Below are 20,030 nucleotides of genomic sequence, written 5' to 3'. Positions count from 1 at the left end.
TTTCCTCCCGACCTGTCGGGGTCCGATCAAGTACGCGGAGCGATGGATATGAAATTCACGATGGAACGGGCAACGCTTCTCAAGGCTGTTGCGCAGGCACAATCGGTTGTCGAACGTCGGAACACGATCCCGATCCTCGCCAACGTGCTGATCGAAGCCGAAGGCGATACCGTCATGTTCCGCGCCACCGACCTCGACATCGAAGTCGTTGATCGCGCCGACGCTAAGGTCGAACGTGCGGGCTCCACCACCGTGGCCGCCGTCACCCTCAACGAGATTGTCCGCAAGCTGCCCGACGGCGCGCTGGTGACCCTCACCGAAGACGGCAACAAGGGCCGTCTGTCGATTGAGGCCGGCCGCTCGAACTTCAGCCTCGCGACCCTGCCCAAGGACGACTTCCCCGTGATGGCGTCCTCGGACTACGAAACCAGCTTCACCTGCCCCGCGCCGGTCCTGCGCCGCCTCTTCGACAAGTCGAAGTTCGCGATCTCTACTGAAGAGACCCGCTACTACCTCAACGGCGTTTACATGCACGTTGCCGATAGCGATGGCGGCAAGGTTCTGCGTTGCGTTGCCACTGACGGTCACCGTCTGGCCCGCATCGACGCCGACATCCCCGAAGGCGCCTCCGGTATGCCGGGCGTGATCGTTCCGCGCAAAACCGTGGGCGAGCTGCGCAAGTTGCTGGACGACGACGAGATGCAGATCGAGGTTTCGGTGTCCGAAACCAAGGTCCGTTTCGCGACCCCGAACCTGACGCTGACCTCCAAGGTCATCGACGGCACCTTCCCCGACTACAGCCGCGTGATTCCCGCCGGCAACACCCGCAAGCTCGAAGTGGACGCCAGCGAATTCGCCAAGGCCGTCGACCGCGTTGCCACTGTTTCGTCGGAGCGGAGCCGCGCCGTGAAACTGTCGCTCGACGAAGACCGCCTGGTCCTCTCCGTCAACGCGCCCGATAGCGGTGCCGCGACCGAAGAGCTCGCCGTGGCCTACGGTGACGAGCGTCTGGAGATCGGCTTCAACGCCAAGTATCTCCTTGAAATCGCAAGCCAGGTTGACCGCGAGAACGCTGTCTTCATGTTCAACTCCTCGGGCGATCCGACCCTGATGCGCGAAGGTAACGACACCTCTGCCGTCTATGTCGTCATGCCGATGCGCGTGTGATGTTTCCGGTTTTCGGATCGAAAACCGGATGCCTCCGGCGGAGGTATTTTTGTCAGAATGAAACAGGGGGCCGCGCATGAGCGGCCTTTCTGTTGATTCCCTGAAGCTGTCCCATTTCCGCTCGCATCGCCGCGCAGAGATGGCGTTCGACGGCCGTCCCGTGGCGATCTACGGGCCCAATGGTGCAGGCAAGACCAACATCCTCGAAGCGGTGTCCATGCTATCGCCCGGTCGCGGTCTGCGGCGCGCGGCGGCAGAGGATATGGTCCGCCGTCCCGAAGGGCTCGGCTGGAAGGTCGCTGCCGAAATGAGCGCTGGCGGCAAGCTGCACGAGATCGACACGTGGGTCGAGGGCGGCACCAGCCGTCAGCTACGGATTGACGGGAAAACCGCGCCGCAGGTGGCTTTGGGGCGGATCGCGCGCGTTCTGTGGCTCGTGCCGTCGATGGATCGCCTCTGGATCGAAGGGGCGGAAGGGCGGCGGCGGTTCCTGGATCGCACCACGCTGAGTTTCGAGCCGAACCACGCCGAGGTCGTTCTGACCTACGAAAAAGCCATGCGCGAGCGGAACCGCCTGCTCAAAGACATGGTCCGCGATGCCCATTGGTACGCCGCGCTGGAGATGCAGATGGCGCAAGCGGGCGCGGTCATCACCGCCAACCGCCAGCGCGCGATTTCCGAGCTGATCGACGCGCAGCAGGCGGCAGAAACGGCGTTCCCCGTGGCCGACCTTGTGCTGATCCAGTCGGACGGCACGCCCGTGGGCGAGGATGATCTGCGTCAGGCCTATGCCGACAATCGCCAGCGCGACATGCAGGCGGGGCGCACGCTGATCGGGCCTCACCGCAGCGATCTGGGCGCGACGTTCGCGGCCAAAGGCGTTCCGGCCTCCGATTGTTCGACGGGCGAGCAGAAGGCCCTGCTGATTTCGCTGATCCTCGCGAACGGGCGCGCGCTGGCATTTGAGCTGGAGGTGCCGCCGATCCTGCTTCTGGACGAGGTCGCGGCCCATCTTGATGCCGGACGGCGCGCCGCGCTCTATGACGAGATCGCCGCGTTGGGTGCACAGGCGTTTATGACGGGCACCGGTCCCGAGTTGTTTGCCGAACTGGAAAATCGCGCTCAATATGTGGAAGTGACCGAAGAATCGGGCACCTCCATCACCACGCAAAAGGACCATCCATGACACCGCAACGTGTGACGCTGATTACGCTCGGCGTGAACGACCTCGACGCCTCGAAGGCGTTCTATGAAAAGCTTGGATGGACGCCTGCGCAGGAACAGGAAAACGTTGCTTTCTACCAGATGAACGGCATGGCGCTTGGCCTGTTACCGACGGTGGAGCTGGCCAAGGATCAGAACCGGTCCGAGACGTCGCTGGGCACCGGTGCGATCACGCTGGCGCAGAATTTTGCCTCCGAAGCCGAGGTGGATGAGGCATTTGCCAAGGCCATCGAGGCCGGTGCCAAAGAGCTCAAGAAGCCCGAGAAGGTCTTCTGGGGTGGATATTCGGGCTATTACGCCGACATTGACGGACACGTCTGGGAAGTGGCCCACAATCCGTTCTGGGAACTTGGCGAAGACGGAAGCCTCACCCTGTGACAATTACGGCCCACGACCTGCTGCTTTATGCGGGTGCTCTTTTTGTGCTGTTCATGACCCCTGGCCCGGTCTGGGTCGCACTGACCGCCCGCGCAATGTCGGGCGGTTTCCGCGCAGCGTGGCCGCTGGCGATGGGCGTCGTGATCGGCGATGTGCTCTGGCCGTTCCTCGCCATCCTGGGCGTCACGTGGATCGTCTCGGTGTTTTCCGGCTTCATGGAGTTCCTGCGCTGGGTCGCCTGCCTGACCTTTATCGTCATGGGCGTTCTGCTGATCCGCAGCGCGGACAAGACCATTGCCTCCGACAGCCGCCTCACGCGTCCTGGTATGTGGGCGGGTTTCCTCGCCGGTCTGGCCGTGATCCTCGGCAATCCCAAGGCGATCCTGTTCTACATGGGCATGATGCCGGGGTTCTTTGATTTGACCACTTTGCGCTGGCCCGACATGGTCGCGATCGCGGTTCTGTCGGCCATTGTGCCGCTGACGGGGAACCTCATTCTCAGCGTTTTCATCGGTAAGGCGAGGGCGCTTCTGACCTCTCCGACGGCGCTGCGCCGGACCAATATCACGGCGGGTGTCCTGCTGATCGGCGTTGGGGTGCTTATCCCCTTTATTTAACAGAAATAACAGGGGTCTGAGGCGTGACATTCCTCTGCCGATTTTCTATATTCTGACGACTGAATACGGGGAAAAACCGCATGTCTGAAGAAGAGCAGAAGCCGGCAGAGTACGGCGCCGATTCCATTAAGGTTCTCAAGGGTTTGGACGCTGTCCGCAAGCGCCCTGGGATGTATATCGGCGACACGGACGATGGTTCGGGTCTGCACCATATGATCTACGAGGCCGTTGATAACGGCATCGACGAAGCACTGGCCGGTCACGCCGACTACGTATCCGTGCGAATTCACGCCGATAACTCGGTTTCCGTCACCGACAACGGTCGCGGTATTCCGGTCGATATGCACTCCGAAGAGGGCGTGTCCGCAGCCGAGGTCATCATGACCCAGCTCCACGCCGGCGGTAAGTTCGACCAGAACTCCTACAAGGTGTCCGGCGGTCTGCACGGCGTTGGTATTTCCGTTGTGAACGCGCTGTCCGACTGGCTCGAACTGCGTATCTGGCGCAACGACAAGGAACACTACGTCCGTTTCGAACGCGGCGAGACCGTGAAGTCGCTCGAAGTCGTCGGCCCCGCCAACGGCCAGAAGGGGACGCAGGTCCGCTTCCTCGCGTCATCCAAGACGAACGATCCGAACGGCACGTTCCTCAACCTCGAATACCAGTACGAAACGCTCGAAAAGCGTCTGCGCGAACTGGCGTTCCTGAACTCCGGCGTCCGCATCCTGCTCGAAGACGACCGTCCGGCGGAGCCGATCAAGAACGAGCTCTACTACGACGGCGGCGTGCGCGAATTCGTCAAATACCTCGACCGTTCGAAGCATCCGCTGATGCCCGAACCGATCTATGTCGCGGGCGAAAAAGACGGCATCGGCGTCGAGGTTTCGATGTGGTGGAACGACAGCTACCACGAAACCGTACTGCCCTTTACGAACAACATTCCGCAGCGTGACGGTGGTACCCACCTCGCCGGTTTCCGTGCCGCGCTGACCCGCGTTCTGACCAAGTACGCGCAGGAACACGGCATCGGCAAAAAGGAAAAGGTTTCCTTCACCGGTGACGACGCCCGCGAGGGTCTGACCTGCGTTCTGTCGGTCAAAGTGCCCGATCCGAAGTTCAGCTCGCAGACCAAGGACAAGCTCGTTTCGTCCGAAGTCCGCCCTGCGGTCGAAAACCTCACCGGCGAAAAGCTGTCCGAGTGGTTCGAAGAAAATCCGCAGATCGCGAAGAACATCGTCGGCAAGATCGTCGAGGCCGCCATGGCCCGCGAAGCTGCCCGCAAGGCCCGCGAACTCACCCGCCGCAAGACCGCGATGGACGTGAATTTCCTCGCTGGCAAGCTCAAGGACTGCTCCGAAAAAGACCCGTCCAAGACCGAAGTCTTCCTCGTCGAGGGTGACTCCGCAGGTGGTTCCGCACAGACTGGCCGTGACCGCGGTACGCAGGCCATCCTGCCGCTGCGCGGTAAAATCCTGAACGTGGAGCGCGCCCGTTTCGACCGGATGCTCTCCTCGCAGGAAATTGGCAACCTCGTGATGGCGCTCGGCACCGGCATTGGCCGCGACGAGTTCAACCTCTCGAAGCTGCGTTACCACAAGATCGTCATCATGACCGACGCGGACGTCGACGGTGCGCACATCCGTACGCTGCTGCTGACGTTCTTCTTCCGCCAGATGCCCGAACTGATCGAGGCCGGTCACCTCTACATCGCGCAGCCGCCGCTTTACAAAGCGACCCGTGGTAAGTCCGAAGTTTACTTGAAAGATCAGGCCGCTATGGACGAATACCTGATCAATCAGGGGATCGATTCCGCTCTGCTGCGTCTGGCCGACGGCGCCGAACTAGCAGGTCAGGACCTTCTGCGCGTCGTTGAGGATGCCCGCAGCCTCAAGCGCGTTCTGGACGCCTTCCCGACGCACTATCCGCGTCACATCCTCGAACAGGCGGCCATCGCTGGCGCCTTCATTCCGGGTGCTGTGGATAGCGACCTTCAGGGCGTCGCCGACAAGGTCGCGCAGCGTCTCGACCTCATCGCGCTCGAATATGAAAAGGGCTGGTCCGGCCGCATCACGCAGGACCACGGCATCCGTCTGGCCCGTATCCTGCGCGGCGTCGAAGAGGTGCGTACCCTCGACGGCCCAATGCTCCGCTCGGGCGAGGCGCGCAAGACCGGCTCCTTCACGCAGGCGCTTCAGGAAGTTTACGACCGTCCCGCCAAGCTCGTCCGCAAGGATCGCGAGCAGTGGATCTACGGCCCGATGGACCTGCTGAACGCCATTCTGGCCGAAGGCGAAAAGGGCCTGTCGATCCAGCGTTACAAGGGTCTGGGCGAAATGAACCCCGATCAGCTGTGGGAAACCACGCTCGATCCGGACGCCCGCACGCTGCTTCAGGTGAGCGTCGACGACATGAACGATGCCGACGACATCTTCACCAAGCTGATGGGCGACGAGGTGGAACCTCGCCGCGAGTTCATCCAGCAGAACGCGCTCTCGGTCGAAAACCTCGACTTCTAAAACGAAACGGCGGGCCCCAGAGCCCGCCGTTTTTCTTTACTCTAGATCGGTGTTGATCGGCACCACCACGCGGCCCCTCTGCGTGCCATTCATCAGCCGCCCTGCGGCCTCGATCACGTCCTCGAACGCGACAGTATCCACCAGTTTATCCAGCAAACGTGGGTCCAGATCGGTCGACATCCGCTTCCACGCCTTGATCCGGTCTGCTTGCGGCAACATCACGCTATCGACGCCCAGCAGAGCAACACCCCGCAGGATAAACGGCGCGACCGTCGCAGGCAGCGCCATGCCCCCCGCCAACCCGCAAGCCGCCACAGCGCCGCGATATTTCAGCGATGCGCAGACGTTGGCCAGCACATGCCCGCCGACCACATCGACCGCCGCCGCCCAGCGTTCCTTGGCGAGCGGACGCCCTTGTTCGGAATAGCCGCCGCGCCCGATCACCTCCGCCGCGCCGAGGTCTTTAAGGAACTCCGCCTCTTCGGGACGACCGGTCATCGCCACCACGCGGTAGCCGAGCTTCGACAGGATCGCGACCGCAATGCTGCCCACGCCGCCCGCCGCGCCCGTGACCAGCACGTCGCCCTTGTCCGGCGTGATCCCGTAATCTTCGAGCGCCATCACGCACAGCATCGCCGTATAACCCGCCGTCCCGATGATCATTGCATCGCGGAGCGTGAACGGCGCGTGCAGCGGCACCAGCCAGTCACCCTTGACCCGCGCCAGTTCTGCCAGCCCGCCCCAGTGACCTTCGCCTACGCCCCAGCCGTTCAGCACGACCTTGTCGCCGACCTTGAACGCGGGGTTGTCCGACTGTTCGACCACGCCCGAAAAATCGACGCCCGGTACCATCGGCCATTTGCGCACAACGGGCCCGCTGCCCGTGATCGCCAGACCGTCCTTGTAGTTCAGCGTGGAATAGCCGACGCGCACCGTGACGTCGCCCTCCGGCAGGTCCGCTTCATCGACTTCGGTAATCGCCGCCTTGGTCGCGTCGCCGTCTTTCTCGAGCTTGATTGCACGAAACATATTGCCCTCCTCTTTGGCCTTCGGCGTATGACAGCCGATCCTGCCTTCAAAGTCGAGCGACAGAGTGACACATGGTTTGCGCCGCGCGCCCAATCCGTTTTAAATCGCTGAAAACATGGAGCCAGATATGCTGTCGCGCCGCGCGATGATCCTGATGACGCTTTCGGTCGCTGCTTGCGGGCGCCGACCCAGCGAGCCCGACCTCTACCCCGGTGAAACCGCGCACATGCGCACGCTCATCAACTACTGGGCCGACGAATACGAGGTCCCGCGTTCGCTGTTCCACCGCGTCATCCAGCGCGAGAGCGACTACCGCGCCTTTGCCCGAAACGGTCCCTATTACGGCCTGATGCAGATCCTGCCCGAGACCGCGCGCACGATGGGCCATCGCGGTCCGGCGGACGAACTGCTCGATCCGAACGTGAACCTGCAATACGCGGGCAAGTATCTGCGCGGCGCGTGGCTGGTGTCGCGCGGCAATCAGGACAAAGCGGTGATGTGGTACGCGCGCGGCTACTACTACGAGGCCAAGCGTCTCGGTCTGCTATATGAGACCGGCCTACGCACCTAGGCCGGTTTGACGCCGATCCGTTTGAACACGGCGGGCGCACTCATGATAATCAGCAGGATCCGCAGGATGTGCATGACGGAGACATAGGCGACCTCTTGGCCCATCGACAGGGCGAGCAGCGACATCTCCGTCAAACCGCCCGGCGAATAGGCGAGGAACACCGCCGATACAGGCACGCCCGTGACGGCCGCCGTGATCGACGCATAGATCACGCCCACGCCCAGCATCCCCGTACAGGCCACGATGCCGAGGCCCACGTCCTTGACCATCTCGCCCAGTGCGACCCCGATGAAGCGGCTGCCGATGATGGTGCCCAGCACGATCTGCGCGGCCACCACGAGGATCGTTGGCGGCGCGATTTCGACCCAATGCGGGATATGCGCGGCGGCGGACAGCAGCATCGGTCCCAGCATTCCCGCCGCAGGCAGGCGCAGCAGTTTGCCGAACGGCACGCCCAGCACAGCGCAGCCCCCGAGGATCAGCCAGTCCGACATATCCAGCGATCCCGCCGCGATCCACGGACGCCCGCCCGTGCCGCCTGCCGTCACGCCCAGCACGAGGCCGTAGTACATGCCCACGAACGAAATCACGACGAGGATGCGGGACGCGTGCGCCAGCGCGATCTTGTTTTCCTTGCCGCCGTAGGCCGTGCCCAGCGTCAGCATGTCCACAAGGCCCCCCGGCATGGCCGAGAAATACGCGGTGATGAAGTCGTATTTGCCGACCTTAATGTAGACGAACAGCGACACGACCGCGGCGCTCGCAAGGAACGGGATCATGATGACCAGCGTGGTGAACCATTCGGGCAGGCGGGCGATAATCTCCGCACTGACGGAGGCGCCCAGCATCACGCCGATGACGGGGATCACGTAGGGTCGCAGCTTGGTCGGTGCCGCAATCGGCAGCTTGAGCATCGCCGCCAGCGTGTTGACCAGCATCGGGCCGAGCATCCACGGCAGCGGAATGCCGATCTGATATGCTGCGTAGCCAGCGATGACCCCCAGTCCGAGAGCCAGTGCCTGACGACGCAACATATCGAAATTCATTTAGTCTGCTCCGAGGTGTTTCTCCCCGCGTTCTTTCGCGAGGTTAATCTGTTTCTGACGCTCGCGGAAACGCGCCTTATCGGCGTCCGAGGTCTCTTCAATGCAATGATGGCAGGACACGCCTGCTTCGAATTCCTTGCGCGCCTTGTCTTCGGGAAGGATAGCGCGGCGGCACGCGTGGCAAAGCTCGTGCGGGCCTTCGACCAGTCCGTGACCAACCGAAACGCGGCCGTCGAACACGAAACACTCGCCGTCCCACATGCTTTGGTCCTGCGGCACGTTTTCGAGGTATTTCAGAATGCCGCCCTTGAGGTGGTACACCTCGTCGATGCCCTGCTGCTTGACGAAGTTCGTCGACTTCTCGCAGCGGATACCGCCCGTGCAGAACATGGCGATGCGCTTGTTGTGAAAGCGCTCCTTGTTCTCTTCCCACCACTGCGGAAATTCGCGGAATGTCTTGGTCTGCGGGTCGATGGCGTTCTTGAACGTCCCGATCGCGTATTCGTAGTCGTTGCGGGTGTCGATCACGACCACATCGTCAGCCGAGATCAGCTCGTTCCAGTCTTCGGGTTCGACGTAGTGACCGACGGCAGCACGCGGATCGACATCGGTCACGCCCATCGTGACGATCTCTTTCTTCAGGCGCACCTTCATCTTGCCGAAGGGCTGCTCTGCCGCAGTGCTTTCCTTCCACTCCAGATCGCTACAACCGGGCAGCGCGCGGATATGCGCGAGCACGTTGTCGATCCCGCCGCGCGGACCGGCAATCGTGCCGTTGATGCCTTCGCGGGCCAGAAGAAGGGTGCCTGTGACGCCATTTGCCTTGCATAGGTCAAGCAGCGGCTCGCGCAGGGCCGACGGGTCGGCAAACGGCGTGAAGTGGTAAAGGGCTGCGACTGTATACATTTGTATACCGTACCTCCGACGATGATATGGAACAATGCGCGCTACTGCACACTCCGTCCGATAATATCAGTTACCCTCTGCCGCAATGGCGAGGCCATTCACAACGGCGGTAAAAGGGTCGCTGCGTTCGATATCGGCGTGCGGGAGAAGCGATTTCGTCCCCTCCGCCACAACGCCCAGCAGACTCGAGCCGCCGACCATCACGACCTTGGTGATGTCCTCGCGCCCGATTCCCGCCTTTTCAATCGTGGTGCTGGCCGCCGTGATGATCTCCGCCACAGTCGCGCCCAGCCCCTGATAGAGGTCCACAGGCGCCAGCGGCACCGACAGTCCGCTCTCCAGCACACGCAGGTCGATGACACCGTTTCCGGCGTTCGCACCGATCTTTCCGCGTTCGACGGCAAAGGCGATCTCGTGCCCCAGTTCGTCCTCCAGAACCTCCTGCAAACGGTCCCAAAGGTCGGGCTCCACCGCGACCTGAGCCATCTTCGCCACGTTCCGTTTCACATCGGCGGAGTACTGGAACGGGATCTTCTCCCACGTAGCAAGGTCATGGAAAATCGCGTTCGGCGCACGGTGGGTTTCGTTGCCGAAAACGTTCTTCAGCTCCGATCCGTACCCCAGCAGCGGCATCACATGCGCGATATTCAGCAGCCGGTCGAAATCCGTCCCGCCGATCCGCACACCGTGGCTGGCGATGACCTCGATCGCGCCCGCAACGCCTCGGAACACGGTAAAGTCCGACGTACCGCCGCCGATATCCACGACCAGCCCGTAGCCACTGTCGACCCCGCCGCAGGCAATCGCCGCGGCTTCGGGTTCTGGCAGGAACTCCACGTCCTTGAACCCCGCCATCGCGTAGCACTCGGCCAGATCGACCGCCGCCTGCGCGTCCCGCTCCATATCGCGCGAATGGAAATGCACGGGCCGCCCCGAAAGCGCGCTGTCGAAGGTCTGATAGGTCTGCGCCTCCGCCTCGGCCTTCACCTTGGCCAGAAACCGCGCGACGACCTCCATCAGCGTGATCCGCTCCCGCCCGATCAGACGCTTTTCGCGCATCAGCTGGGTGCCGAGAACACTCTTCAGCGCCCGCATGAACCGCCCCTCGCGCCCTTCGATCAGTGCGGCAACAGCGCGGTGTCCATAGACGGGTTTGGCTTGATCAGGGTCGAAAAACACCGCCGTCGGCAGTGTCGTCTCACCCGGCTCCAGCGGGATCACATAGGGGGAGCCGCCCGCCATCACAGCGGCAGCCGTATTCGATGTGCCGAAATCGATTCCGAGACGTGCCATTTACAAACCCCCTTTATCAGAAGCCGCGCTGCCTAATTGCACGCCGCAGCAGGGTCAAGAGGAACCCACCCGAACCGCCGGAGGTTGACCATCTGCGTAGCCTTCGTACCTTGCAACCAACGCACCCCAACGGAGCCCTCCGATGCACAGTGACAACCACGCCCTTCTCGTCATCGACGTCCAGAACGACTTCTGCCCCGGAGGCGCGCTCGCCGTACCCGGCGGAGACGAGATCGTCGCCCCGATCAACGCGCTGATGGACAATTACAAAACCGTCGTCGTCACGCAGGACTGGCACCCCACGGGCCACAAATCGTTTGCTTCCAGCCATGACGGCAAATCCCCGATGGAGGTGATCGACATGCCCTACGGCCCGCAGGTCCTGTGGCCCGATCATTGCGTCCAGAACACCAAGGGCGCGGACCTTCACGCCGTGCTGCGCGACGGCGGCAACATCATCATCCGCAAAGGCACCAACCCCGAGATCGACAGCTACTCCGCCTTCTTCGAGAACGACCACGAGACCCCCACGGGCCTGCACGGCTACCTCAAGGAAAAGGGCATCGACACGCTCACCATCGTCGGCCTCGCCACCGATTTCTGCGTGAACTACTCCGCCATCGACGCCGCCAACCTCGGCTACAAAGTCACCGTGTCCTTGGACCACTGTCGCGCCATCGACTTCGACGGCTCCCTCTCCGCCGCCATCGACGCCATGAAAGGCGCAGGCGTCACGGTGGAGTGACCCCTTTCGCCGATATGCTGGTCCGCTGGGCGCTCGACTATCCCGCACGGCGGACCGATCCGTTCAAGGGCAACGATTTTGCCCACTGGATCAGGCATGATCTGGCCATTGCCGCCCGCGACCTGATTTCGCTCCGCGACGAGCCGCTCAGGATCAAGGCCAGCGCCGGCATCGGCCAATGGACGTCGATCCCGTGGATCGGCTTTTTCGACGAACGCGCCACGCTGACCGCCCGCGATGGCGTCTATGTCGTCTACCTTCTCGCTCCCGACCTCGGCACCATCACTCTGTCGCTCGTCCACGGCACCGAAACGCTCTACCGCCTGCACGGCCCGACCGAAGGCCGCCGGATGCTCCGCGAACGTGCCGCCGCCATCGCCGACAGCCTCCCGCAATTCCACGCCCGTTTCAGCACCGCGCCGATCACGCTGGGATCGGATGCCGATACGCCGCTGAACTACGAAGCAGGTCATGCGATGGGCCGCACCTACACGCTTTCCGATCTCGCCACGACTGATCTCACTGGCGACCTGAACGCGCTCCTCGATGCATACAACGCATTCATCCTGCTTGAAAAACAGGGCAGTACAGCGTCTACTCGCTCGGAACTGCGCTGAACAAAGGACCTGACATGGTCGACCTCGCCACCCGCGTCTATAACCACAAGTGGAAAATCGACCCGATTGTCCGCTCTCTGATCGACACGGATTTCTACAAGCTGCTCATGTGTCAGTCGGTATTCCGCAACAAGCCGGACACTACCGTCACCTTCAGCCTGATCAACCGCGCCAAGCACATCCGTCTGGCCGAGATGATCGACGAGGGCGAACTGCGCGAACAGCTGGACCATGTGCGCTCCCTCTCGCTCTCGCGCGGCGAGTCCACATGGCTGCGCGGCAACACCTTCTACGGCAAGCGCCAGATGTTCCGTCCCGACTTTATGGAGTGGTTCGAGAACCTGCGCCTCCCCGCCTATCACCTCGAAAAACGCGACGGACAGTTCGAGCTCACCTTCGAAGGCAAATGGCCCGAGGTTATGCTCTGGGAAATTCCCGCGCTCGCCATCCTGATGGAGCTCCGCTCCCGCGCCGTGCTCAACACCATGGGCAAGTTCGAGCTACAGGTGCTCTACGCCCGCGCCATGACCAAGCTGTGGGAAAAGGTGGAAAGCCTGCGCGAAATTCCCGACCTCAAGCTCGCGGACTTCGGCACCCGCCGCCGCCACTCCTATCTGTGGCAGGATTTCTGTGTGCAGGCGCTCGAAGAGGGCCTCGGCGACAAATTCACCGGCACCTCCAATTGCTCCATCGCGATGAAGCGCGACCTCGAAGCGATCGGCACCAACGCCCACGAGCTGCCCATGGTCTACGCCGCGCTGGCCCGGACCGACGAGGAACTCCGCCGCGCGCCCTATGACGTCCTCGCCGACTGGCACGAGGAGCACGAGGGCAACCTGCGCATGATCCTGCCCGACACCTACGGGACCGAGGGCTTTTTGCGCAACGCCCCCGACTGGCTCGCGGGGTGGACGGGGATGCGCATCGACAGCGGTGATCCCGCCGCCGGAGCCGAGACCGCGATCAAATGGTGGAAGGACCGCGGAGAGGACCCCACGCAGAAGCTCGTCATCTTCTCGGACGGTCTGGACACGCAGAAAATCCACGAACTCGCCGCGCAATTCCGCGGTCGGGTCAAGGTGTCCTTCGGCTGGGGGACGATGCTGACCAACGACTTCATCGGCCTCACCCCCGGCAATACCCTCGCCCCCTTTAGCCTCGTGTGCAAAGCCGTCGAGGCCAACGGCCACCCCACAGTCAAACTCAGCGACAACCCCAACAAAGCCATGGGCCCCTCAGAGGAAATCGCCCGCTACAAACGCGTGTTCGGGGTGGGCGAGCAGGAGGCGCTGGAGGTTAGGGTTTAGAAAATTCCTAAACTTTGTTGAAGTCCACGATGTATCGTTATGCCCATATCAGGAATGAGATTTGCATCGTCTCGGTATGATGCAAAGACTCTTGGATGACCATTGATCACTTCATAATTAAAGATTACACCAGCTTCGAATAGGTCTTTCAACAATTCATCAAGGTCAAATTTCCGCTCAAGAACGGCAAATGAATCTTTCAAATCGTCGGCATTTTCGTAATTCGGTTGTCGAATTAACGAGGTAACTCTATCAATTTCCGATCTTGAGTATTTAACCTCAAGTTCGGCGGAAATATCTTGGATGGAGATTCGTGAATACTCTTTCAAGAAGCGTACTTGGTCATCGCCTTTATTAAAAAGAATTGTCTGTCCGCCGTTGGTGGTCTGATAGGTCTTGAGAATCCGAATAACATCTCGAGGCCGGTACCACGTGATGTTTAGGAAAAATTTGTGGAATTCTATTTTCTTCTTTGCAACTAAAGAGTAAACCTCTTCCGGTAGTGCTTGCAAAAAATCCTCACCATAACCAGAATTTTCCATCTTTTTTCGTAGAAGGGTCATTAATGGATTGTCAACACCCTCACGAGATGGCCAACTCAAATTCACATGACATGACTCTATAACTTTCTGCATCTCACTGTCGCGCCGAATTATTGCATTGCGAATTTCCGGACGGAGTGAACATATAACATGCACGTCCACTTTTTTTCTTACAAAGAGATCATTTAACTCATCGGTAGCCCTGACTATATCGTAAATCAGCGCTAAGTAAGTATTATACTCATCAGTCTTGGACTTCGAATGACTCAGGTTTAGTTCGTCAAAGAAGAAGTAATGCCGCACGTCTGGATGGCATTGGAAAAGGAGATCAAAGCCGATAGAGACAAAGTCTTTAAGTGAGATTTTGGAATTAGCTTTGATTTTGTTTGCGCCGTGCCAGACGGTACCAAGGATTGACTTTGCCGGTTCTGGGAGTGGCAAGTTGAGGCCACGTTCTAGCCCATCAGCAATCCCATTTTCGGAAAGGTCAATGCTGGTTACCCAGCTCTTGAATGTCGAGCTTCCTGGTAGGTCTAGTGCAATTCGGTGGAGTACCTTTCTTTTCCACATATCGCGAAAGTCGTAGGCCTCTAAAATTGACTCGAATAGTTTTGTCGTATCGATTGACTTGAGGTCAATGTTTTGAGTGTGTACAGCTTCCTTGAGTTCGGATCTGCCAACTTCTTCTGAGAAATTGTAGAAAGTGGTGTTGTATCCTTTGAGTCGCTTTGCGTGTGACAGAGAGAGGCAACAGGAGGACTTTCCTGTTCCTTTCCTGCCAATCAGAACGAAATTCTGGGAATTCCGGAGTGAATTCATTGAAAATCCATCTGGATCAATGAATGATTTGATAAAGGCCTCAGGGTCTCGGTTGTACTCCTTCAGACCTGAATAATCACCGAACCACAGATTTTTGAATTTTTCCAATTCCAGCCTCCACTTCTTCCGTATGCAGTCATAGCGAGAGAATTTTGAGAATGAAACTACTAATCTACTTTCCCCCTGAGCGCCTTAACCTCCCCACGTTTCTTCTTCTCGTCCAGACGCCGCCTTACCGATCCCTTGGTGGGTTTGGTGGCGATGCGGCGTTTGGGGACGTGGGTGGCTTTGAGGATCATTTCGGCGAGCCGTTCGCGGGCGATCTCTCGGTTGCGGGGCTGGCTGCGGGTGTCTTGCACGAACAGGATCAGCGCGCCGTCCTGCGTCCACTTGCTGCCCGCGATGCGCTTCAGGCGGCGCTTGACCGGATCGGGGAGCGAAGGGCTGCGTTCGGCCTCGAAGCGCAGTTCGACAGCCGTTGAGACTTTGTTCACATTCTGACCGCCGGGGCCGGACGAGCGGACGAATTGCTCGGTCAGTTCCCAGTCCTGAATGGTGATCTGGTCATTCACTTTTAACATAGTTTCCAATCGCACCCTTTTATGCCCTGAAACTAGTGCGAAGTGGGCATCCCGCACCCTTTTCGCGCGTTTGCGGGCTAAATCGGTCCGAATTTTCGCATGTGCCGCGCCGGATTGCGCACCCTTTATTCCCGTCAAAAGGGTGCGCAGCGGCCCGTTCGGGTGCGAATTAAAAGGGCCGCCGAGGCGATCGGCGACCCTTCGAAAGTCCAGGAGGTGGGCCGGTTAGGCTGTCCCACCTGAGGTTTGAGCCGTCTAAGGGCTGCCTTAGACTACCGCCCCCCAAGCTGTCCCGACCACTTTCTCCAATACCTTTCTCGACACTGGATCACCTCCTTTCAATGAGTTTCGCCTGTACCTGAAGGGTGGCACAGATGTCGTATATGTCAAAATAAAAATCGCTACTGGTTGTAACAGTTTTCACAAATTTCGCGGAGGAGTTCGCCGGTCGCACAGGCTGTAGGCAAGCAATACAGGGGCTGCCTCAATCGAGGATATATTCGGTGATATAGGTCCCGATGAACAGATTTTCGTTGTTGTCGGACACCATCGTGAGCCTTATCCGCCCCTGATCGTCCTCCCAGACCGAGATCCCTTCGAGGTTCGAATGCGTTCCGGTGGTGGTCTCGATCAACGTCTCCTCCGACCCACCATTCATATCGAAACGGCGGACTCTGGTTTTGAAGCCGAGGCCGACGAAATCGCGTTCGAGTAGATAAAAAAGGCCGTCGGGGCCAATGTCGGCGCCTGTCACGAGGAACTTGCCGCGGCGGGGGATCTCGAACGCGACGTCCCAGTCGTTGCGGTAGCGGTAGACGGGAAACGGGCGGTCGTAGCGGCCCGAGCGTTCGGGCACCGTGTAGATCGTGCCGTCAGGGCCAGTCGCCAAGGCTTCGAGGCCGGAGTTCGGCTGGAGGTCCGCAAAGGCCGGATTGCGGGCGTAAGGCGCGGCAGGACCGGCGGGATCGGTGTAGGACCAGACGCGGGGCGTGGACTCGAAACTGACGATCAGGCGACCGTCGGGCGTGATCGAAAGCCCCTCGGAGTCGTAGGCGGGCCGTTGCAAAACACGCCCCTGCGGGTTGTGAAGGTCGGCTTGCCCCGTATGGCGCAGGCCCTTCAGGACGCCGTTTTCACGCACCAGATCAAGCGTCAGGATCACCCCGCGGTCTGACAGCAGGACGGCGGAGTTGCCGCTGTTCTGCACCTCGATCGCGGACAGGCCGCCCTTGATCCCCATGGGTAGGGTGATCTCGGACGACAGGTGCGCGTCGGCATGGGTAGTGCTGGCCCAAAGGGCCAGCAGCAAAGGCAAAAATCGCATCGTTTAGTTCGCAGCCACAGCCTGACAGGTGGCGGGAAGCTGCTCCATCAGCAGCGGACCACGCGGAGTGCCGCCACCACCGCCACTCGGAGGCGGCGGGTTCAGGATGTTGTCCACCCAGACCTGCGCATCGGCGCAACCGTCACCTGCGGGCGGCGGGTCCTGCGGGACGCAGCTCGGGTCACCCGGCTGGCAATTCAGACGGACGTGGAAGTGATAGTTGTGACCCCACCACGGACGGATTTTGTTGAGCCACGAGCGGTCTCCCGTCGCGTTTTTGCACATTTCCACCTTCGCACCAGGGAAGATGAAGATGCGGGCCACACGTGGATCGGAGGCAGCGCGGCGCAGAAGCGCTTCGTGCTGCGGGGTCCAATTGTCGTTGGTGTAAGCGCCGCTGGTGCGGTCCATACGGATGGAGGAGATGTTTTCTCGCTCGGTGACGGTCAGGTTCAGGCGATCAGGTGCGCGCAGCCAGATATCGGCGTCGAGGCCGATCTGGTGGCTGGCGTGACCGGTGAGCATGGGGCCGCCGCGCGGCTGGCTCATGTCACCGACATAAAGCCCTTCCCACCCTGGCAGGGTCGCGGCATAGGCGCTGAGGTCCTGCACGAACTCGACCATCTCGGGCTGGGCCCAGTTGCGATTGCGGCTCAGGCGCATGGCCTGCCACGTCGGGCCGTTTTCGGCCAGCTCGACAGCGCCGCTGGAACAGCCGCGCGCATAGGAGCCAATAGCCTGCGACGCGCCTGCGTTCGGCGCATCGATGTGGCCGAACACCTGCTTTGCGACGCGCGGATCGTCGATCGTTTGCGTCGACACAGCGGCGCGCGTGGGCGGCGCGCCGTTCTCCGACTTACATGCAACCAGCGCCGTCAGCGCCAGTGCAATCAATCCAAACTTGTACCCCATGCTGCCCGATCTCCGTTTTTGTTAACCGAGCGTAGCATTACCAGACCAATGAGGAAAAGGATGATCACAGGTATGAAACCAAGCTGATTACTGCCGGTCATGTAGGTCGTGATGCCGATCAGCATCGGAGCGAGGAACGCCGTTGCCTTGCCGGTGAGGGCAAAGAGGCCGAAAGCCTCGGCGGGGCGTTCAGGATTTGTGTGGCGCACCATCAGCGAACGGGACGCCGCATAAAGCGCACCGCCCGCGCCGCCGATCACAGCGCCGCAGATGTAGAACAGGATATCGGGGAGCGACGAGCCGTCGGCCAGCGTGATGGGGCCAATGCGGTCGCGGGACATGCTGACGATGATGGTCGACACGAAGATCAGCGCGATCACGGCGGAGTAGATCACCGGCTTGGGACCGTAGCGTTTATCAGCCAGACCGCCGAGCCACGTCACAACCGCTGCGGTAATAACGCCGAGGATGCCAAAGACGCCGATCTGCATCGTCTCCCAGCCGAGCACGAGCTTGGCGTAGACACCGCCGAATGCATAGAGCGCGTTCAGCGCGTCACGGTACAGCATGGAGCCGATCAGGAAGTAGCTGAGGCTCTTGCTGCGGCTGATGGATTTGACCGAGCGGACGAGTTCCTTGGTCACTAGCGACGGGTTCACGCGGCCCTTCGGCGTGCTGCGGTCATCGCGGACCCACAGGAAGAACGGGATCATGAAGATCGCGTACCAGAGCGCGATGAATGGCCCGACAGCGCGGGTGCCTTCGTTGGTTGCGGGGTCAAGCAGGCCGAATGCGGGCTGGAGGCCGAGGATCGTCTGGCCCGCGCCGTCTTCGAATAGCGTAAGGATGATGATCAGCGAAACAAGGCCGCCCCAATAGCCGAAGGCAGCGCCCGAACCGGAAATCTTGCCGACCTCGCGGTCGTTGCCGAGCGACGGGAGGATCGCGTTGACGAAGTTCAGCGAGGACTCGGACGCGATGAAACCGACATAGAATACGATCAGCACAAGGATGAGGTTCGTGCCGTCTGGCAGTAACCCCCACATCATCCAAGTCGCGACGAAATAGATGACCGAGAAAAACGCGATCCATGGGACTTTGCGCCCCGAAAGGTCGGCCCACGCGCCAAGGAACGGCGCGGAAATGGCGATGATCAGACCCGCGACCGTCTGGCCTGCGGACCAGAGCGACTGGGCGTCTGCCTGCGGTGACAGATGCCCCTGCGCCATGAACCAGTCGGCCGCAACGGCGGCGAAGTATGGTCCGAAAATAAAGGTAAGGCCGAGCGTGTAGAATGGCTGCTGTGCCCAATCAAAGGTCATCCAGCCCCAAATGCGTTTCTTGGCGGTCGTCATAGTTCATCCCTGTTCTTGGCTTTCTTAGAGCAGCAAGAACAGGAGACTGGCAAGTTTCGAGATGACCGAGGGTAGTTTTTATTCCGACATGGGCGGCCAAGGGCGCTGTCCCTCGGCGGCGATCCATGCGTGGACCCAATCGGGCAGTTCGGGCGAAACAGGGTCGTTACCCATCTCCTTGGCGACCTCGGACGGCGGGACGATGCCCTTGCGGCTCGTGACGGCGGAGCGGATCAGGACGTGGTTGGCGCACTCGCCGTTCTTCCACATGCTTTGCTCGATATAGATGAACTTGTCGTCCCAACCGAGCGCACGGGAGCGCATCTCGATCTTTTCCATCATGCGGATACGGCGGCGATAGCGCGGGCAGGAGCCTGCGACCGTCAGGCCCCATTTGCGGCGACGCAGCGCATCGGTCAGCCCAGAGGCATGCCCGAGGGGGATGCGGCCCATGTCGTAGAGCGTCAGCGTGCGGCCGTTGTTCAGCTCGACCCAGAGATCGAGGTCCCACGGCAGGCAATAGTGATAGGTCGTGTAGACATCACCGAAGGCGACGGGGCCGTCATTCCGGTGTTTGAAGGTTTGCCAGATGAGGCGGACAAAGGGATACATGCGCAAATTTTCCGGTTCTATGGGACCGGAATACCCCCATGTGACACGGCGTCAATTGTAACGTGAGGGCACAGTCTTGTGTCAGCGGGCCTGTGGCATTACCTGAGAGCCAACGAAAGGACATCGCATGGCTTCGGTTTTTCAAATCCTCCTGATGCTGATTGGCGTCGCCCGATTCATCATCTTTGCCCACTTCATCATGAGCTGGCTCATCAGCCTGCAAGTGCTGAACATCCGCCAGCCGATCGTGGCGCAGATCTGGTACGGTCTCCAGCGTATTTTGGACCCGCTCTACAATCCGATCCGCCGCATCCTGCCGAACCTGGGCGGTCTGGATTTGTCGCCGATCGTTGCGCTTCTCGCGCTTGAGGCGATCCGCATCATCCTGATGAACAACTACTACGCGTTCATGTGATCGGGGAGGGGCGCTGCCCCTCTTGGCCTGCGGCCAATTCACCCCGGGATATTT

At 60.5% G+C, this 20,030-nt stretch carries 20 protein-coding genes; 10 read left to right on the top strand and 10 right to left on the bottom strand.

The window, feature by feature from the left end; translation table 11 throughout:
* Nucleotides 1-48: 48 nt before the first annotated feature.
* The 5 genes from dnaN to gyrB all read left to right on the top strand — a co-directional run bounded on the left by dnaN (nucleotide 49) and on the right by gyrB (nucleotide 5,902).
* The gene (dnaN, locus tag HCZ30_RS12685) at nucleotides 49-1,167 is read left to right on the top strand and encodes a DNA polymerase III subunit beta (RefSeq protein ID WP_167638667.1); all 1,119 of its coding nucleotides are present in this window, start codon (nucleotides 49-51) and stop codon (nucleotides 1,165-1,167) included.
* Between the two features lie 76 nt (nucleotides 1,168-1,243).
* A complete protein-coding gene (gene recF, locus HCZ30_RS12680) occupies nucleotides 1,244-2,353 on the top strand; it encodes a DNA replication/repair protein RecF (protein WP_167638666.1) in 1,110 nt (369 codons plus the stop codon).
* Nucleotides 2,350-2,769, top strand: a complete 420-nt coding sequence (locus tag HCZ30_RS12675; RefSeq protein ID WP_167638665.1) for a VOC family protein — start codon at nucleotides 2,350-2,352, stop codon at nucleotides 2,767-2,769. The genes recF and HCZ30_RS12675 overlap by 4 nt, the downstream gene beginning before the upstream one ends.
* The gene (locus tag HCZ30_RS12670) at nucleotides 2,766-3,386 is read left to right on the top strand and encodes a LysE family transporter (protein ID WP_167638664.1); all 621 of its coding nucleotides are present in this window, start codon (nucleotides 2,766-2,768) and stop codon (nucleotides 3,384-3,386) included. The genes HCZ30_RS12675 and HCZ30_RS12670 overlap by 4 nt, the downstream gene beginning before the upstream one ends.
* 80 nt (nucleotides 3,387-3,466) lie before the next feature.
* Complete coding sequence (gene gyrB, locus HCZ30_RS12665; RefSeq protein WP_167638663.1) at nucleotides 3,467-5,902, top strand: DNA topoisomerase (ATP-hydrolyzing) subunit B; 2,436 nt, start codon at nucleotides 3,467-3,469, stop codon at nucleotides 5,900-5,902.
* A gap of 36 nt (nucleotides 5,903-5,938) precedes the next feature.
* On the opposite strand, the gene HCZ30_RS12660 is transcribed toward gyrB, so the two are convergent.
* A complete protein-coding gene (locus HCZ30_RS12660) occupies nucleotides 5,939-6,931 on the bottom strand; it encodes an MDR family oxidoreductase (protein ID WP_167638662.1) in 993 nt (330 codons plus the stop codon).
* A gap of 127 nt (nucleotides 6,932-7,058) precedes the next feature.
* On the opposite strand from HCZ30_RS12660, the gene HCZ30_RS12655 reads away from it, so the two are divergent.
* Nucleotides 7,059-7,502 carry a lytic transglycosylase domain-containing protein gene (locus tag HCZ30_RS12655; RefSeq protein WP_167638661.1) on the top strand — a complete coding sequence of 148 codons (444 nt, stop codon included), beginning with the start codon at nucleotides 7,059-7,061 and terminating at the stop codon, nucleotides 7,500-7,502.
* Here HCZ30_RS12655 and HCZ30_RS12650 read toward each other — a convergent pair.
* The 3 genes from HCZ30_RS12650 to HCZ30_RS12640 all read right to left on the bottom strand — a co-directional run bounded on the left by HCZ30_RS12650 (nucleotide 7,499) and on the right by HCZ30_RS12640 (nucleotide 10,747).
* On the bottom strand, nucleotides 7,499-8,548 hold the full coding sequence (locus tag HCZ30_RS12650) for an AbrB family transcriptional regulator (RefSeq protein ID WP_167638660.1): 1,050 nt from the start codon (nucleotides 8,546-8,548) through the stop codon (nucleotides 7,499-7,501). The two genes, HCZ30_RS12655 and HCZ30_RS12650, sit on opposite strands and share 4 nt — an antisense overlap.
* Nucleotides 8,549-9,454, bottom strand: a complete 906-nt coding sequence (locus HCZ30_RS12645) for a rhodanese-related sulfurtransferase (protein ID WP_167638659.1) — start codon at nucleotides 9,452-9,454, stop codon at nucleotides 8,549-8,551.
* Between the two features lie 66 nt (nucleotides 9,455-9,520).
* Complete coding sequence (locus tag HCZ30_RS12640; protein ID WP_167638658.1) at nucleotides 9,521-10,747, bottom strand: Hsp70 family protein; 1,227 nt, start codon at nucleotides 10,745-10,747, stop codon at nucleotides 9,521-9,523.
* A gap of 142 nt (nucleotides 10,748-10,889) precedes the next feature.
* Here HCZ30_RS12640 and pncA point away from each other — a divergent pair, with 142 nt between their 5' ends.
* From pncA to pncB, 3 genes are read left to right on the top strand one after another with little or no spacing between them, the layout of a single operon-like run.
* Nucleotides 10,890-11,492: a bifunctional nicotinamidase/pyrazinamidase gene (pncA, locus tag HCZ30_RS12635; protein WP_167638657.1), complete on the top strand. Its 603-nt coding sequence runs from the start codon at nucleotides 10,890-10,892 to the stop codon at nucleotides 11,490-11,492.
* Nucleotides 11,489-12,109, top strand: a complete 621-nt coding sequence (locus tag HCZ30_RS12630; RefSeq protein WP_167638656.1) for an MrcB family domain-containing protein — start codon at nucleotides 11,489-11,491, stop codon at nucleotides 12,107-12,109. Before pncA ends, HCZ30_RS12630 begins: the two co-directional genes overlap by 4 nt.
* A 14-nt stretch (nucleotides 12,110-12,123) precedes the next feature.
* Complete coding sequence (gene pncB, locus HCZ30_RS12625; protein WP_167638655.1) at nucleotides 12,124-13,416, top strand: nicotinate phosphoribosyltransferase; 1,293 nt, start codon at nucleotides 12,124-12,126, stop codon at nucleotides 13,414-13,416.
* Here pncB and HCZ30_RS12620 read toward each other — a convergent pair.
* The 6 genes from HCZ30_RS12620 to HCZ30_RS12595 form a co-directional block, all read right to left on the bottom strand.
* Nucleotides 13,413-14,885, bottom strand: coding sequence for a P-loop ATPase, Sll1717 family (locus HCZ30_RS12620; protein ID WP_167638654.1), 1,473 nt, complete (start codon nucleotides 14,883-14,885; stop codon nucleotides 13,413-13,415). The two genes, pncB and HCZ30_RS12620, sit on opposite strands and share 4 nt — an antisense overlap.
* Before the next feature lie 59 nt (nucleotides 14,886-14,944).
* Nucleotides 14,945-15,358: an alternative ribosome rescue aminoacyl-tRNA hydrolase ArfB gene (arfB, locus tag HCZ30_RS12615; RefSeq protein ID WP_167638653.1), complete on the bottom strand. Its 414-nt coding sequence runs from the start codon at nucleotides 15,356-15,358 to the stop codon at nucleotides 14,945-14,947.
* Nucleotides 15,359-15,842: 484 nt separating this feature from the next.
* A complete protein-coding gene (locus HCZ30_RS12610) occupies nucleotides 15,843-16,682 on the bottom strand; it encodes an esterase-like activity of phytase family protein (RefSeq protein ID WP_167638652.1) in 840 nt (279 codons plus the stop codon).
* 3 nt (nucleotides 16,683-16,685) lie between these two features.
* Nucleotides 16,686-17,594, bottom strand: a complete 909-nt coding sequence (gene mepA, locus HCZ30_RS12605) for a penicillin-insensitive murein endopeptidase (protein ID WP_167638651.1) — start codon at nucleotides 17,592-17,594, stop codon at nucleotides 16,686-16,688.
* The gene (locus tag HCZ30_RS12600) at nucleotides 17,573-18,949 is read right to left on the bottom strand and encodes an MFS transporter (protein ID WP_167638650.1); all 1,377 of its coding nucleotides are present in this window, start codon (nucleotides 18,947-18,949) and stop codon (nucleotides 17,573-17,575) included. Before HCZ30_RS12600 ends, mepA begins: the two co-directional genes overlap by 22 nt.
* 78 nt (nucleotides 18,950-19,027) lie before the next feature.
* Entirely contained in the window at nucleotides 19,028-19,561 is a 534-nt protein-coding gene (locus HCZ30_RS12595) for an acyl-CoA thioesterase (protein WP_167638649.1), read from the bottom strand.
* A 127-nt stretch (nucleotides 19,562-19,688) separates the two neighbouring features.
* Between HCZ30_RS12595 and HCZ30_RS12590 the strand changes: the two genes are divergently transcribed.
* Nucleotides 19,689-19,976 carry a YggT family protein gene (locus tag HCZ30_RS12590; protein WP_167638648.1) on the top strand — a complete coding sequence of 96 codons (288 nt, stop codon included), beginning with the start codon at nucleotides 19,689-19,691 and terminating at the stop codon, nucleotides 19,974-19,976.
* Nucleotides 19,977-20,030 lie beyond the last annotated feature (54 nt).

Source organism: Marivivens donghaensis (assembly GCF_011806565.1).
Classification (GTDB): Bacteria; Pseudomonadota; Alphaproteobacteria; order Rhodobacterales; family Rhodobacteraceae; genus Marivivens; species Marivivens donghaensis_A.
Note: the sequence above shows the minus strand (reverse complement) of the source record. Positions and strands in the feature narration are given on the sequence as shown.

Bases quoted from the DNA above. Each gene is read 5' to 3' on its own strand.
- dnaN (WP_167638667.1), top strand. From the start codon at position 49: ATGAAATTCACGATGGAACGGGCAACGCTTCTCAAGGCTGTTGCGCAG.
- recF (WP_167638666.1), top strand. From the start codon at position 1,244: ATGAGCGGCCTTTCTGTTGATTCCCTGAAGCTGTCCCATTTCCGCTCG.
- HCZ30_RS12675 (WP_167638665.1), top strand. From the start codon at position 2,350: ATGACACCGCAACGTGTGACGCTGATTACGCTCGGCGTGAACGACCTC.
- gyrB (WP_167638663.1), top strand. From the start codon at position 3,467: ATGTCTGAAGAAGAGCAGAAGCCGGCAGAGTACGGCGCCGATTCCATT.
- HCZ30_RS12660 (WP_167638662.1), bottom strand. From the start codon at position 6,931: ATGTTTCGTGCAATCAAGCTCGAGAAAGACGGCGACGCGACCAAGGCG.
- HCZ30_RS12655 (WP_167638661.1), top strand. From the start codon at position 7,059: ATGCTGTCGCGCCGCGCGATGATCCTGATGACGCTTTCGGTCGCTGCT.
- HCZ30_RS12650 (WP_167638660.1), bottom strand. From the start codon at position 8,548: ATGAATTTCGATATGTTGCGTCGTCAGGCACTGGCTCTCGGACTGGGG.
- HCZ30_RS12645 (WP_167638659.1), bottom strand. From the start codon at position 9,454: ATGTATACAGTCGCAGCCCTTTACCACTTCACGCCGTTTGCCGACCCG.
- HCZ30_RS12640 (WP_167638658.1), bottom strand. From the start codon at position 10,747: ATGGCACGTCTCGGAATCGATTTCGGCACATCGAATACGGCTGCCGCT.
- pncA (WP_167638657.1), top strand. From the start codon at position 10,890: ATGCACAGTGACAACCACGCCCTTCTCGTCATCGACGTCCAGAACGAC.
- pncB (WP_167638655.1), top strand. From the start codon at position 12,124: ATGGTCGACCTCGCCACCCGCGTCTATAACCACAAGTGGAAAATCGAC.
- arfB (WP_167638653.1), bottom strand. From the start codon at position 15,358: ATGTTAAAAGTGAATGACCAGATCACCATTCAGGACTGGGAACTGACC.
- HCZ30_RS12610 (WP_167638652.1), bottom strand. From the start codon at position 16,682: ATGCGATTTTTGCCTTTGCTGCTGGCCCTTTGGGCCAGCACTACCCAT.
- mepA (WP_167638651.1), bottom strand. From the start codon at position 17,594: ATGGGGTACAAGTTTGGATTGATTGCACTGGCGCTGACGGCGCTGGTT.
- HCZ30_RS12600 (WP_167638650.1), bottom strand. From the start codon at position 18,949: ATGACGACCGCCAAGAAACGCATTTGGGGCTGGATGACCTTTGATTGG.
- HCZ30_RS12595 (WP_167638649.1), bottom strand. From the start codon at position 19,561: ATGTATCCCTTTGTCCGCCTCATCTGGCAAACCTTCAAACACCGGAAT.
- HCZ30_RS12590 (WP_167638648.1), top strand. From the start codon at position 19,689: ATGGCTTCGGTTTTTCAAATCCTCCTGATGCTGATTGGCGTCGCCCGA.